We start from the raw sequence: 13,923 nt of genomic DNA, 5'->3' as shown, positions 1-13,923 counted from the left end.
TTCCTCCTTTCGACGTTGCAGGGAGAGGACGGCGGTCGCCGTCTAGAAGTGGAAGATGATGTCGCCGGAGAGGACGGCCTCGGTCTTCTTGTCCGGCGCGACCCCCGTGTAGGGGTTGCCGTTGAAGGCCGTCTTGCTCGCCCAGTAGTAGGTGATCTCCGGCCGCAGTTCGATCTGCGGGCTCAGCCAGTGCTGGAGGCCGAGGCCAAGATCCTCATACACGGCGGCGGTCCCGGTCCTCTGGCCGACGGTATCGTCGAACCATTCGGTGCGCAGTGAGATGTTGTCGCGCGGCGTGGGCTGGTAGTTCCAATAGGCGAGGGCCGCGTAGGTGTTCGACCGGCAGGTCAGCGCCGTGGCGCTCTTACACTGGGCGGCGTCCGGGGCGTTGAACGGGACGTATTGCGGCGAGAACGGCGTGCCGCCATTGGCGATCGCCGCCGCCGCGGTCGGGTTGTTGAGGTTCGGCACCTTGTCTTCGAAGGTGTTGTAGGCCTCGAAGGACACGTGCATTTTGTCGTTGAACTTGTGGTAGTAGGTGAAGCCGTACCACTGCAGGTTATTGTAACCCCAGACACCTTTATTGATCGCGTCGGCGCAGAAGTAAGCAGCGTCATGTCCGGTGTCGGTCTGGAACCGCGCGCAGGCGGTGACAGACGGCCTCGCGCCCGGATCCTTCAGCATCGTCGTTCCCGGGTACAGCGGATTGGGGTCCGGATTGGGAATCTTCACGCCCACGTGCCAAGGCGGCGCCTCGGTGCCGACGTTCACGCCCAGCTGCAGCATGACGTTCTTGTTGACCGCCAGCGTCCCTTGCAGTCCGTCGTTGGTGTAGTTGTCGAAGGAATAGCCCATCGAGTGGGAATACATGTAGTTGTTGGGAGCGAGCTGGGCCTCGATATCGGGCACCGAGATGTAGCGCCCGAGGCGCAGCATCAGGCCGTCCGCCACCTGCGGGAAGTAGAGCTCCCCGTAGACCATCGGGAAGTCATAGCCGTAGGTGTTGTTGTGCTTGAGGAACTGGTAGCTCGCGACGCCATAGGCCGTCGTGTAGCGGTAGTCGGTGCCATAGATGGCGGAGACCCGGAAGCCCCAGTCGACGTGGTCGGTCTGCACCGTGTCGGGCGTGCGTTCCACATAGATCACGGCCTGGTCCAGCTGCGCTGAGTTGGGCTTGAAGTCGTAGGCCGCGGGCGCGTTGCCGTACTTCTGGCTGCTGGTGCTGAGGTTGCCGCCGACGTCCACCCAGCCATAGGCCTGGATGCCGGCGGCGCTCATCGCCTCGCCGAGACCTGTGTGCGCGATCGCCGTCATCAGGGGACTGTCGACCGAGGCGGTGCGGTTGTTGCCGATCAGCGTGGCGGCGCCATAAGGCCAGTCGGTGAACGGCATGGGCGGCGCGCTTTGCGGCGGGGCCGTCCAGCCCTCCTTCGTCGAGGCGGGCGCTTTCGGATCGGCAGGCGCAGCAGCCTGGCCCCACTCGGCGCCATAGTACTTGAACAGGCGCTCGACCGGGTTGGTCCCGATCGCCTTGTCGACTGCCTGGACGGTGTAGTTGGGGTCTCCGCCCGCCGTCGTGGTCGGGGCGTCAGCCGACTGGGCCCGCACCCCCGACGCCATCGCGGCCAGGCCAAGCGCGGCCATGCTCGCAGCCGTCAGCCGCCGTCCCGCCCGCACCGGCGACTTCGGCTCGTCTCTTAGATTCAACATCGATGTTCACGCCTCTGAAGTAGCGCCGCCGAACAGACCGGCGGCGTCGATGGAGCCGGGTTGCATCCCGGCGTCACCCCGATGGACCGGATTGGCCGTCAGCCGGTGTTTGGCCGCGAAGCGCCTCGATTCACCCAGGCCGCGCTGAAGGCGGCCGGAACCAATTTGCTTACGACTTGATCAGCCCATTTTGGTGCCGGATGGATAGGGGACAGCCCCATCAGGGAACAATGAGGCTTTGGTGATTTTCCGTAAGGACGCCATAAGGATCGGCATATATTTCTCGATAAAACAATATGATAGTCAAACTCTTCCGCGCCGGGTCCTGGGGTTGCTCCGCCATTTATCGGAGACTACATAGTGGGCAATTACAGCCCATTATGGGTTTTCGGATAAGCCTCAAACTGACGAGGCCTAGACAGCCAAAAAGGAATTCAGACGTGCGTTTCGACATGAAGCTTTGCGCCGCCGCTGCGGCTCTGCTGGGCGGATCCTGGTCGCTCGCCGCACCCGCGCTCGCGGCGCAGATGACCAATCTGCCGATCTACGAGGTGGCCGCCGCCGCGCCGCCGGCGAGCCGTGTGATCGGTTCGGTGCGGGTGCGGGAGTGCCGGACGGACTCGACGGAGGCGCGCTCCGCGGCATTGGCGCGACTGAGCCAGAAGGCCTCCGCCATGGGCGCCAACGGACTGATCAACGTCCGGGTCGACGTCGGCCAAGCCTACCAGCGCGACATCAAGAACGGCATGCCCAACCCCTGCCTCTACCGGACGGTAGCCAGGGGCGATGCCGCGGTGCTGAGCGGCCCCGGGCGTGCCGCGCCCCAAGTGGCGGCCGCTCCCAACTAGCCCGCGCACCGGCCGCGCCCTCCCCTCCGGCGCGGTCTGGGACCGGTGTGGCGAGCCCCATGCTCGCCACACCGGGTATTTTCTCAAATCCCCGGCGCGACGGGAGGCTAGGCGCCCGCGGGCCGGATCGCCTCGTCGATCATCAATCGGTAGCCGATGCCCGGCAGGGTGTAGATCAGCTTGGGCTCGGCCGGGTCGGCTTCGATCTTCTGGCGCAGCTGGCCGATGAACACCCTCAGGTACTGCATATCCTCGCCGTGCGCCGGCCCCCAGAGCGAGATCAGCAGCTCCTTGTGCGTCAGCACCTTGCCATCCGCCTCGGCGAGCTTGATCAGCAGTTCATATTCCTTCGGCGACAGGTGAACCGGCTCACCCGCCCGGGTGACCAGGCGGCGGCGGACGTCGATGGTCAGGTCGCCCGCCTGCACGATCGCCGGCGGGGCGTCGGTCTGGCGCGCCTGGCGGCGGATGATGACCCGCAGGCGGGCCAGCAGTTCGCCCACCCGGAACGGCTTTTCGACATAGTCGTCGGCGCCGGCGTCGAAAGCTTCGATCTTCTCCATCTCCCGGTCGCGGGCCGACAGGATGAGGATCGGCCCTTCGTAGAAATCGCGCGCCTTGCGGAGCACCTCCTGCCCATCGAGGTCGGGCAGACCGAGATCGAGCACCACAGCATCCGGTGGGCGTCGGGCGATTTCCGCCAGGGCCTGGCGGCCCGTATCGGCTCGAGCGGCTTCGTAGCCGGCGGCATGCAGCGCAGGGCCCAGGAACCGGTGGATCTGCGGTTCGTCGTCGACGATCAGGACCCGAAGCCTATGCATGCGCCGCCGACTGCCTCGCGCCGGCTGCGAGCCGGCCGCGTCCGACGAGATTGACGACCGCCCTCACAGGCCAACCTCGAATTCCATCATCAGGTCTGTGATACGGCGCGCGCGCCTAAGGGAACCATTCGGAATCCGCGCAAAGTGGATCAGCGTTTCATAAAGAGGCGCCACGCGAGAATCGCAGCGCCTGAGGCCTATGCGTCCGGCCCGCGCTCCGAACACCCGCTGATGATGCGATTTCGGCGCCGTCTTGATCTCTCGCTTATGGCGAACCCGCCGATCCGAATGGAGGCCTTACGCGCCCGCGTGGGACAATCGGGACAATGGGAGCTCGGCTCCATCGGTCGAGGGCGTCCATGCCGAAATCCGTAGCGTACCCCCTCTCCCGCACCGCCGCTGTCACCGCACTCCTCGACGCTGCCGGTCTTACGCAATCCAGCATCATCCGGGTCACCGGCGAGGGCGCGCTCGTCGCCCTGCTGTGGCTTCGCCGGCACGGCTACGATCACGTCGGCTACGGCTGGGCGGGTGCGGACGCGCCGCGCCAGGAGCCCGACGCCATCCTTGTGACCCACACCTGTGACGAGATCGCCCTGAAACGCCTGCTGGCCGTCGGCCGCCAGGTGCGGCCGGGCGGCGTCTTCATCTTCCGCCACCGCCTGGAATCCGAAGGCTGCGCGCTCGGGATCGAGTGGCTGCTGGACCAGGCCGGATTCGCCACCGAGCGGCGGCTCACCGGCGCCCACCGCGGGCTGGTGATCGCGCGCCGCCGCAGCCTGGCGATGTGCAAGGCGGCCTGACGGACCCGCGTGCGAGACCCCGACGAGCGGAACCGCGCGCGCCCTCACCTAGAAGCGGTAGGTCAGGTCTACGCCAGCCGTGAACGGCTGGTTGGTGACGATCCGGTTGAAAGCTGCGCTGGGCAGCGCCTCCTGGAACAGACTCTCCAATTGGGCGTGCTTGTTGAACAGGTTGTTGACGAACAGCGACGCGCCCCATCCGTCGGTCGACTGCACGCCCACGCGCGCGTTGGCCAGGTTGTAGCCCGGCAGGGGGATGTACTCTCCGTTCAACGAGAATCCGAAGGGGAAGGCCAGCGAGTAGCGCTGCCCGACGTAGGCGTCCTCCACCCGCGCTGTCAGGGTATATTTGGGCGTCAACTCCTTCGAATAGCTGAGGCCGACATTGGCGTTCACCGGCGCCACGTCCGAAAGCTTGTGGGTCGGCGTCAGCTGCCAGTGAGGGCCCGGATCCACCCAGGCATGGGTCAGGCCGAGTGAGGCGTCCATTTGGAAACCGCCGCCAAGGATGGCGCGCGTCTCAATCTCGCCGCCGTAGATGGTCGCCTTGTTGCCATTGATGTTGAGGGCCCAGTCGCCGGGGAGCGCCTCGAGCTGAATATTCTCCCAGTCTTCGTAGTAGACGCTGGCGTTGACGATCAGGCGGCGGTCGAAGAACCGCGCCTTTTCGCCGAGCTCGTAGCTCCAGACCGAATCCGGCTGGTAGCTGGTCGGCCATTTGCCGCCCGGGAAATTGTAGGGGGCGAATACCGCGCTCCAATAGGGGCCGGTCACCGGATAGACGGCGTTGCCGCCGCCGGGGCGGAAGCCCTTGGCGATGGTGCCATAGACCATCAGGTCGCTGTCGAACTCGTAGGACAGGTTGAACTTCGGATTGAAGCCGTTCTCGGATTGGCGGATCAGGCCGGAGTCCGAAGGCGTTGCGGCCCCAAGGCCCGAGCCCCAGCCGCTGATCGACGACGAGAAGCGATAGTCATAGCTGTACCAGCGCAGACCGACCGTCGCCTTGAGCTGGTCGGTGATGTCGTAGGTCCCCTCCCCGAACACCGCATATTGGATCAGGTGGGTCGGCGACCGGGCGATGAACCACTGGGTCGTCGTGGCCGGCGCGAACGTGCCCAGGTCCAGGTAGGCTGAAGGGTTGGAGGTGATCCCGTCGAACTGCCAGTCGGCCTTGAAGTTGCTGTAGAACAGCCCGGCGACCCACTTGAACTTGCCGCCCCCCTTCGAGGCGAAGCGCAGTTCCTCGCTGAGCTGCTCGGATGTGTCGTCCTCCTTGCCGGAAACCATCCCCGATCCGGTGGGCCCATAGTACCCAGGATTCGGCAAGCCGTTATTGGAGGCGAAGGTCGCGCCGGTGTCCGGATTGTTGAAGTCCTCGCTGGCGTCCTCGACCTGCGTCGACTTGCGATTCCATTGCGCCGTGCTGGAGGTCACCTCGAAGGCGTCGAAGCTGTAGTTCAGATTGAGGGCGAAGACCGCAATGCTGTCGGTCAAGGGTTCGGCGATATCGAATGGCTGATAGTGCGCCTGCGTCCCCGGATCGCTGTCGTAGGCGCTGATCCCGTTCTGCTTGCTGGTCTGATAGAAGAAGGACGGCGTGATGGAGAGTCGATCGGTCGGAGCCCAGAGCAAGGTAGCCCGCACCGCATAGGCCTGATCGTCGTTGACGCCCTTGTAGTCCTTTTGCATTGGAGCCGCTTGGACATTGCCGCGCGTCGAGCCGTCTGTGCTCACCAGCGGGAACGCGCCGGGCGCCGCCACGATCCTGTCGATCCAGCCGCTCGTATAGGCCTCGGTGCCCACCAGACGCAGGGCCAGCTTGTCCTGCACCAGCGGGATGTTGATCATCCCGTTGACCGTGTGGTTGAACCCGCCGCCCTCGGTATCCGACAGGATGGTCTGAGCCGAGGCGTGGAAGCCGGTCGGGTCGGGTTGACTGGTGATCAGCCTGACCGTGCCCCCCATGGATCCCGAGCCGTAGAGCGTACCTTGCGGGCCCCGCAGGACCTCGATGCGGTTGAGGTCATAGAGCGTCGGGTCGATCACCACCTTGCCGTTCTGGGCGCCGGCGGGGGCGGTCATCGGGATGTCGTCGAGATAGAAGCCGACAGTCGCCGAATTTCCCCCGCTCGAGGTCATCCCACGCAGTTCGATCTCGGTCTGGCCCGGTCCCTCGCTCTTCAGCGAGACGCTCGGCGTGGACTGAGCCAGATTGGTGAAGTTGGTGATGCCGCGGGCCTGTAGTTCGCCGCCGCCCACCGCCGAAATGCTGATCGGGGTATCCTGCACTGTGCCGGCCCGCTTGGACGCCGTCACGATCACTTCGGCGACCATCGATGCGTCGGCGGCGCCCGCGGCGGCCCCGCCCTCGACGCCGGCGGCGGGTTCGGCGTGCGCGGCCAGGGCGAAGGCGATCGCCGTGCTGCTCAACAGGACGGCGAGGATGGTTTTGCGGCGCGAATTCATGACGTTCCCCAACCGCAATGTTGCGGTGCAATACGGCGGTATCAGGGGGGTGCGTCAGGGTTCCATTCGTGTCCGTGCAAGGACTGATAAACGGAACATAAGGCGCCTGATCTCAATGCCCTCGGCGCACGGCAAGCCACGCGGGTTTGGGCGCACGGTTGGCGATGAATATCCCGGAAGGAGGCGAGCCCGGCATCTGCGTTCAGGCCTGGGGCGCGATCCGGAGCATGTCGTCGGTGACGAAGCGGTAGCCGATCCCGGGTTCGGTCGTGATGACCTGCGGCTCGGACGGATCGCTTTCGATCTTCTGCCGCAGCTGACCGATGAAGACGCGCAGATACTGGGTGTCGTCGGCGTGCGCCGGCCCCCAGATCGAGATCAGCAGGTCGCGGTGCTGCATGACCTTGCCGGCGTTCTGCGCCAGCTTGGCGAGCAGGTCGTATTCCTTCGGCGACAGGTGGACCAGATCGGCGCCCCTGGTGACCAGGCGGCGCGGAAAATCGATGGTCAGCGTCCCAGACTTGACGATCGGCGGCGGCGGCTCGCCCGCATGCAGGCGTTGCCGCAAGGCCGCCCGCAACCTGGCGAGCAGCTCGCCCACGCCGAACGGCTTCTCCACATAGTCGTTGGCGCCGTTGTCGAGCGCGTCGATCTTCTCGGTTTCCCGGTCGCGCGCCGAGAGGATGATGATCGGCTCGTGGTAGAATTCACGCGCCTTGATCAGCACCTGGCGGCCGTCCATGTCCGGCAGGCCTAGGTCGAGGACCACCGCGTCCGGCGCGGCGCGCGCAATCTCGCGAAGGCCCTCAGCGCCGGTGTCGGCGCGCAGGGGCTCGAACCCGGCCGCCTCCAGCGCCGCCCGCAGGAAGCGGTGGATCTGCGCCTCGTCGTCGATGACCAGGACACGAGGGTGATGCGCGCTCATGGGTTGGCCTCGGTCCTTTGCGGCGATTTCGGCAGGCTGATCAGCACGCGGGTGCCGTGATCGCCATGGATCGGGCTGGCCGCGGCGATCCGCCCGCCCATGGACTCGATGAAGCCCTTGGAGATCGACAGGCCCAGGCCGGCGCCCTTGGTCCGGTCCGTGGGCTCTTCCATGCGGCGGAATTTCTCAAACACCCGCTCCAGCTCCGCCGTCGGGATGCCCTTGCCCTCGTCCTCGATGCTGATGACGACGTTGTTGCGATCCTCGTAGGCCGCCAGGTCGATCGCGGTATCGTCGGGGCTGTAGGCTATGGCGTTCTCCAGGATATTGACCACCGCCTGCTCCAGAAGGTTCGGGTCGAGTCGCACCGGCGGCAGGTCGGTCGGGAAGTCCCGCTCGATGTGTCGCTTGCCGAGCCGGCGGGACACGCGTTCGGCGGCGCCGACCAGGACGTCGCGCACGTCGACCCAGTCTTCGCGGATGTTCAGGCCGCCGCCTTCAAGGCGCGTCATGTCCAGGAGGTTGCCAACGTAGCGGTTGAGGCGTTCCGCCTCCTCACGGACGCTCTGCAGAAGATCGGCTCGCGTGGCGGCAGGCATGCCCTCGCCATATTCGATCATGGTGGTGGTCGACCCCAGCACCGTCGAGAGCGGCGTGCGCAGGTCGTGACTGATGGAATTCAAGAGCGCAGCGCGGAAGCGGTCCGAGCGCCGCAAGGTCTCCGCCTCGACGGCGGCGAGCGCCAGATCGGCGCGCTCCAGCGCCACCGCGCCCTGGTCAAGCAGGGCCAGGACCAGCTTTTCCTCGTCCGATCCGGGCGTGAGAGTGTTGGCCTCGACCCCGGCGACGCCCACCCTGTTGCGGACCCCCTGGAGCGGCCAGAAGGTCCAGCTGGTCTGCGGCAGGGTTCCGGTCCCGGACCCGGCGGCCTCACCCTTCTCCCAGGCCCAGCGCGCCGCGGCCATGGCGGCGGCGCCCAGGTCTTCAAGCACGGGCGCGCCGGCCACCGGCACGATCTCCTCGCCCTGTGGCAAGAGCACGATCGCCTTGGCGCTGCCGGCCGCGGAGATCTGGTCGGCGAGCGCGTGGGCGGTGTCGTCGCGCGTCGCCGAGCCCGAGAGCCGCCGGCTCGACGCCAGAAGCGAGGCGATCGCCGAAGCACGGGCCGAGGTCCTGCGGGACTGGTCGCGGATGCGACCCGTGAGCCAACCGGTGGTCATGGCCACCACGAAGAACACCGCGAAGGTCAACACATCGGTAGGATGGCCGATGACGAAGGACAGTCGCGGCTCAAGGAAGAAGAAATTGTAGGCGAGCGCCGCGGCGGCGGCGGCGGTGACCGCCGGCCAGAGGCCGAACGCCAGGCCCGCGCCCAGGACGCTCAGCAGGAAGATCATCGCCAGGTTGGCGCCCGTGGCGAACTGGTCGAGCAATCCGGCCAGGCCGCCGGTCAGCGCGACCAGGACCAGCGCGCCGGCATGACCGCGCCAGCCGGCCAGGCTGAACGGCGGCAAGGCCACCAGGGGAGCCTTGCCGTCGTCATCCCCACGCTCGGTGACCACATGGACGGCGGCGCCGCGGGCCTGCCGCAGCAGCGCCGTGGCCAGGGTGCGGCCGAGCAGTTCCCGCAGGCGGCTGTCGCGCGACTTGCCGATGACGATCTGGGTGACGTTGTTGCGCCGCGCATAGGCCATCACCGAGGCCACCACGTCGTCGCCGGTCAGCACGACCGTCGATCCGCCCAGTTGCTCGGCCAGTTTCAAAGCCTCGCTGAGGCGGCTCTGGGCCACCGGCGACGCGGCCTTCTGGTTGGGGCGCTCGACATGGGCGACCGTCCACGGCGCGTCCATCATCATGTCCGAGAGGCGCCGCGCCGTGCGCACCAGCGCGCTGGCCATGGCGTCGCCGCCGACCAGGACAACGATGCGCTCGCCCGCCGCCCACGGGCCCTCGACGCCCTTCTCGCGCATGGTGGCGATCAGCTGGTCGTCGACCGTCTGGGCCATACGCCGCAGCGCCAGTTCACGCAGCGCAGTCAGGTTTTCAGGTTTGAAGAAATTGTCGGCGGCCAGCCTCGCGGTCTCGGGCACATAGACCTTGCCGTCGGCGAGCCGCTCGCGGAGTTCGTCCGGCGTGATGTCGACGAGCTCGATATCGTCCGCGCGAGAGAGCGCCGAGTCCGGAACGGTCTCGCGCTGGCGCACGCCGGTGATGCGCAGGACAACGTCGACCAGGCTTTCCAGATGCTGGACATTCAGCGTCGTCCAGATGTCGATGCCGGCGCCCAGCAGCTCTTCGACATCCTGCCAGCGCTTGGGATGGCGGGAGCCCGGGGCGTTGGAGTGAGCGTACTCATCGACGATCAGCAGCTTCGGCCGGCGCGCGAGCGCGCCGTCGATGTCGAACTCCATGAGAGTCCGAGCCTTGTATTCGATCGGCCTGCGCGGAAGCACCTCAAGGCCGCGCAACAGGGCTTCGGTCTCGCGCCGGCCGTGGCTCTCGACGACGCCGATCACCACATCATCGCCCTCGGCCTTGCGGCGCCGTGCGGTGCGCAGCATCTCGTAGGTCTTACCCACGCCCGGCGCCATGCCGAGAAACACCTTGAGGCGCCCGCGCCGCGCCTTGTTTGCGGCGGCGAGGAGCGCCTCGGGGTCAGGCCGGCGCGGTTCGTCCGTGGTGTTCATCGCCACTCCCGCATGTGGGCGCCCGGATCTCGACGTCCGGGCCTAGCCGGCCGGCGGGGTGGGCCGAGCCGGAGCCGCCGCGTCGAGCGCGAGGTTGGTCTTTAGCACGTTGACGTGCGGCTGGCCGAAGATCCCCAGCCAGGCGCCGGTGGTGTTGGCGCTGATCGCGCGCTCGACCTCGCCCACCGGAATACCGCGGGCCGCGGCGACCCGGGCCGCCTGACGATTGGCGTTGGCGGGCGAGATGTCGGGGTCCAGCCCAGAGCCGGAGGTGGTCACGGCGTCGGCCGGGACCGGGCCCGGGCCTTCGCTCTGCAGACCCGCCGTGTCCTTGGCGATGCGCTTGGCCAGATCGGGATTGAGCGGGCCGAGGTTGGAGCCGGACGAGTTGGAGGCGTCGTAGCCGTCGTTGCCCGCCGCCGAGGGACGCGGATGCAGGTACTGCGGCTTGGCGAAGTTCTGAGCGATCAGCGACGAGCCGATCACCTCACCCTTGGCGTCGCGGATCAGGCTGCCGCCCGCCTGGGCCGGGAAGGCCACATGGGCGATGCCGGTGATGACCAGCGGATAGATGACCCCGAGCAACAGGGTGAAGAACAGGGTGGCGACGATGGCCGGGCGGATCTGGGCGAACATGGCGGGTTCCTAAAGGGCCTGCGGGCGGCGGGACGGCGCGGTCACGCCAAGCCCACGCCGGAGACGATGAGGTCGATGAGCTTGATGCCGACGAACGGCACGATGACGCCCCCCACGCCATAGATCAGCAGGTTGCGCTGCAGGAGACGGCCGGCGCCGATCGCCTGATAGCGAACGCCGCGGAGCGCCAGCGGGATCAGGGCCACGATGACGAGGGCGTTGAAGATCACCGCCGACAGGATCGCGCTCTTCGGACTGTGCAGCCCCATGATGTTGAGCGCGCCGAGCGCCGGCAGGGTGACGACGAACAGCGCCGGGATGATCGCGAAATATTTGGCGACGTCGTTGGCGATGGAGAAGGTCGTCAGGGCGCCGCGGGTGATCAGCATCTGCTTACCCACCTCGACGATCTCGATGACCTTGGTCGGGTCAGAATCCAGGTCGACCATGTTGCCCGCTTCGCGCGCTGCTTGCGCGCCCGTCTGCATCGCCACACCGACATCGGCCTGGGCCAGCGCGGGCGCATCGTTGGCGCCGTCGCCGCACATGGCCACCAGCCGGCCACGGCCCTGCTCGTCGCGCATCAGCCGCAGCTTGTCCTCGGGCGTCGCTTCGGCCAGGAAATCGTCGACCCCGGCTTCCGACGCGATGGCCGCGGCGGTGACCGGATTGTCGCCGGTGATCATCACCGTGCGCAGGCCCATGCGGCGCAGGTCGGCGAAGCGTTCCTTGACGCCCGGCTTCACCACGTCCTTCAGGTGGATCACACCGAACAGGATCCCGTCTTCCGAGACCGCCAGCGGCGTGCCGCCGGAGCGGGCGATGCGGTCGACCGCGGCGGTGAACTCGGCGGGCGCCTGGCTGGCTTCAAGCCCAGCGTCCTTGAGCACCGCATCGACCGCGCCCTTGCGCCATTTGCCGCCGCCGGCGTCGAGGCCGGATTGCCGGGTGGTGGCGCTGAACGGAATGACCGTCGCGCCCTTCGGCGCCTCCAGCACCAGGCCCTGGTTGCGGGCCAGTTCGACGATCGAGCGGCCTTCCGGCGTCTCATCGCCCAGCGAGGCGAGCAGGGTCGCGCGCAGCATCATCTCGGGCCGCACGCCCGGCGCCGGGATCAGCTCGGTGGCCATGCGGTTGCCGAAGGTGATGGTGCCGGTCTTGTCGAGCAGCAAGGTGTCGACGTCGCCCGCGGCCTCCACCGCCCGGCCGGACGTGGCCAGCACATTGAACTTCAGGAGCCGGTCCATGCCGGCGATGCCCACGGCGGACAGCAGGCCGCCGATCGTCGTCGGGATCAGGCAGATGAACAGCGCGCCCAGCACCATCGGGTCGATCTTCACGCCCGAATAGGTCCCCAGGCCCAGCAGGGTCACCACCGCGATCAGGAAGATCAGGGTGAGGCCCGCCAGCAGCACCGCCAACGCGATTTCGTTCGGGGTCTTCCGGCGATCGGCGCCTTCCACCATAGCGATCATCCGGTCGAGGAAGGTCGAGCCGGCTTCGGAGGTGATGCGGATCTTCAGCCAGTCGCTGACGACGGTCGTGCCGCCGGTGACGGCCGAGCGGTCGCCGCCGCTCTCGCGGATCACCGGGGCGCTTTCTCCGGTGATGGCGGCCTCGTTGACCGAGGCGATGCCCTCGACGATCTCGCCGTCCGAGGGGACGACGTCGCCGGTCTCCACCAGGACCACCTGGCCGACCTTCAGCTCATTGGCCGGCGTGAGCACGACCACGCCGGCGGCGTTCAGCAGCTTGGCCTTGGTGGTCACCCGCGTGGCCCGCAGGCTGTCGGCGGCGGCCTTGCCGCGGCCCTCGGCGACACTCTCGGCGAGGTTGGCGAACAGGACGGTCGCCCAGAGCCACAGCGCGATCTGCAGAGCGAAGGCCCAGTCGCCGCCGTCCTTGATCGCCAGGATCGTGGACATGGTCGCGAGCACCGCGACGATCCAGGTCGCAAAGATCACCGGATTGCCGGTCAGCTTGCGCGGATCCAGCTTGACGAAGGAGTCGCGGGTCGCGCGGGCCATGATCGGGCCCGAGAAGCTGCCGACGAGGGTCGCGGCCTTGCGGCGGTTCTCACCCAGAGATGCGGTTGCGTTGGTCATGTGATGGGCCCTGAGGCTTTCAGCGGGGGGTTCAGTGGGCCGCGGCGACGGCGTGGAGCACCTGGAAGTGCTCGACGATCGGGCCGAGGGCGAGGGCGGGGAAATACTGCAGGCCGCCCATGATCACGATCACCCCGATCAGCAGGCCGATAAACAGCGGCCCGTCGGTCGGGAAGGTGCCGGCGGTGGCCCCGAGCTTGGGCTTCATGGCCATGGACCCGGCGATGGCCAGCACCGGAATGGCGTAGGCGAAGCGGCCCAGCAGCATGGCGACGCCCAGCGTCGCGTTCCAATAGGGCACGTTGGCCGAGAGGCCCGCGAAGGCCGAGCCGTTGTTCCCCGTCGCCGAGGAGTAGGCGTAGAGGATCTCCGACAGGCCGTGCGGACCCGGATTGGCCAGGCCCTTCAGCGCCACGGGAACCACCGCGGCGACGCCGGCGAAGCCCAGGATCGAGACCGTCAGGATCAGCACCGCCAGCATGGCGTACTTGACCTCCCGGGCCTCCACCTTCTTGCCGAGGTACTCCGGCGTGCGTCCGACCATCAGCCCGGCCACGAAGACCGCGATCAAGGCCAGCACAATCATGCCGTAAAGGCCGGAGCCGACGCCGCCGGGGACGATCTCGCCCAGTTGGATCATGAACATCGCCATACCGCCGGCCAGCGGCATGAAGCTGTCGTGCATGGCGTTGACGCCGCCGTCGGAGGCGCCGGTCGTGGCCGCGACCCAGATGGCGGTGGACGGCGCGCCGAAGCGGACCTCCTTGCCTTCCATGTTCACCGACGCATCGGCGCGGGCCGCCACCAAGGCCGGCGCCGGCTGGGTCTCGGCCACATAGACGACCGAGGCAGCGACGAAGATGAAGATCGCCATGACCGCGACCAGGGCGCGGGCGTCGCGCTTGGCCAGCACGATCCG

General features: G+C 67.4%; 10 protein-coding genes. 2 read left to right on the top strand and 8 right to left on the bottom strand.

The window, feature by feature from the left end; translation table 11 throughout:
- Positions 1 to 42: 42 nt before the first annotated feature.
- Complete coding sequence (locus tag VKQ35_RS00845) at positions 43 to 1,710, bottom strand: outer membrane beta-barrel protein (RefSeq protein WP_324358049.1); 1,668 nt, start codon at positions 1,708 to 1,710, stop codon at positions 43 to 45.
- Positions 1,711 to 2,150: 440 nt separating this feature from the next.
- Between VKQ35_RS00845 and VKQ35_RS00840 the strand changes: the two genes are divergently transcribed.
- On the top strand, positions 2,151 to 2,558 hold the full coding sequence (locus VKQ35_RS00840; RefSeq protein ID WP_324358047.1) for a heavy metal-binding domain-containing protein: 408 nt from the start codon (positions 2,151 to 2,153) through the stop codon (positions 2,556 to 2,558).
- Between the two features lie 107 nt (positions 2,559 to 2,665).
- Here the strand turns inward: VKQ35_RS00840 and VKQ35_RS00835 are convergent, their stop codons facing one another.
- Positions 2,666 to 3,379 carry a response regulator transcription factor gene (locus VKQ35_RS00835; protein WP_324358045.1) on the bottom strand — a complete coding sequence of 238 codons (714 nt, stop codon included), beginning with the start codon at positions 3,377 to 3,379 and terminating at the stop codon, positions 2,666 to 2,668.
- 359 nt (positions 3,380 to 3,738) lie between these two features.
- Between VKQ35_RS00835 and VKQ35_RS00830 the strand changes: the two genes are divergently transcribed.
- Positions 3,739 to 4,182: a hypothetical protein gene (locus VKQ35_RS00830; protein ID WP_324358043.1), complete on the top strand. Its 444-nt coding sequence runs from the start codon at positions 3,739 to 3,741 to the stop codon at positions 4,180 to 4,182.
- 48 nt (positions 4,183 to 4,230) lie between these two features.
- On the opposite strand, the gene VKQ35_RS00825 is transcribed toward VKQ35_RS00830, so the two are convergent.
- The 6 genes from VKQ35_RS00825 to VKQ35_RS00800 all read right to left on the bottom strand — a co-directional run.
- Positions 4,231 to 6,651 carry a TonB-dependent receptor gene (locus tag VKQ35_RS00825; protein ID WP_324358042.1) on the bottom strand — a complete coding sequence of 807 codons (2,421 nt, stop codon included), beginning with the start codon at positions 6,649 to 6,651 and terminating at the stop codon, positions 4,231 to 4,233.
- Between the two features lie 202 nt (positions 6,652 to 6,853).
- Positions 6,854 to 7,576: a response regulator gene (locus tag VKQ35_RS00820; protein WP_324358041.1), complete on the bottom strand. Its 723-nt coding sequence runs from the start codon at positions 7,574 to 7,576 to the stop codon at positions 6,854 to 6,856.
- Positions 7,573 to 10,263 carry a sensor histidine kinase KdpD gene (locus VKQ35_RS00815; protein ID WP_324358039.1) on the bottom strand — a complete coding sequence of 897 codons (2,691 nt, stop codon included), beginning with the start codon at positions 10,261 to 10,263 and terminating at the stop codon, positions 7,573 to 7,575. The genes VKQ35_RS00820 and VKQ35_RS00815 overlap by 4 nt, the downstream gene beginning before the upstream one ends.
- Before the next feature lie 42 nt (positions 10,264 to 10,305).
- Positions 10,306 to 10,899 (bottom strand): potassium-transporting ATPase subunit KdpC, encoded by a 594-nt coding sequence (kdpC, locus tag VKQ35_RS00810; RefSeq protein ID WP_324358037.1) that lies wholly within the window; start codon positions 10,897 to 10,899, stop codon positions 10,306 to 10,308.
- Between the two features lie 41 nt (positions 10,900 to 10,940).
- Positions 10,941 to 12,926 carry a potassium-transporting ATPase subunit KdpB gene (kdpB, locus tag VKQ35_RS00805; protein ID WP_324358152.1) on the bottom strand — a complete coding sequence of 662 codons (1,986 nt, stop codon included), beginning with the start codon at positions 12,924 to 12,926 and terminating at the stop codon, positions 10,941 to 10,943.
- 109 nt (positions 12,927 to 13,035) lie between these two features.
- Positions 13,036 to 13,923, bottom strand: an 888-nt coding sequence (locus tag VKQ35_RS00800) for a potassium-transporting ATPase subunit KdpA (RefSeq protein WP_324358035.1), incomplete at its 5' end; no start/stop codon positions are given.

The sequence above is a fragment of the Phenylobacterium sp. genome, assembly GCF_035309685.1.
Classification (GTDB): Bacteria; Pseudomonadota; Alphaproteobacteria; order Caulobacterales; family Caulobacteraceae; genus Phenylobacterium.
This window is presented reverse-complemented; position numbering and strand designations above follow the sequence as displayed.

Excerpts from the sequence above, each read along its gene's own strand:
- VKQ35_RS00845 (WP_324358049.1), bottom strand. The coding sequence starts at position 1,710 with ATGTTGAATCTAAGAGACGAGCCGAAGTCGCCGGTGCGGGCGGGACGG.
- VKQ35_RS00835 (WP_324358045.1), bottom strand. The coding sequence starts at position 3,379 with ATGCATAGGCTTCGGGTCCTGATCGTCGACGACGAACCGCAGATCCAC.
- VKQ35_RS00830 (WP_324358043.1), top strand. The coding sequence starts at position 3,739 with ATGCCGAAATCCGTAGCGTACCCCCTCTCCCGCACCGCCGCTGTCACC.
- VKQ35_RS00825 (WP_324358042.1), bottom strand. The coding sequence starts at position 6,651 with ATGAATTCGCGCCGCAAAACCATCCTCGCCGTCCTGTTGAGCAGCACG.
- VKQ35_RS00820 (WP_324358041.1), bottom strand. The coding sequence starts at position 7,576 with ATGAGCGCGCATCACCCTCGTGTCCTGGTCATCGACGACGAGGCGCAG.
- VKQ35_RS00815 (WP_324358039.1), bottom strand. The coding sequence starts at position 10,263 with ATGAACACCACGGACGAACCGCGCCGGCCTGACCCCGAGGCGCTCCTC.
- kdpC (WP_324358037.1), bottom strand. The coding sequence starts at position 10,899 with ATGTTCGCCCAGATCCGCCCGGCCATCGTCGCCACCCTGTTCTTCACC.
- kdpB (WP_324358152.1), bottom strand. The coding sequence starts at position 12,926 with ATGGCCCGCGCGACCCGCGACTCCTTCGTCAAGCTGGATCCGCGCAAG.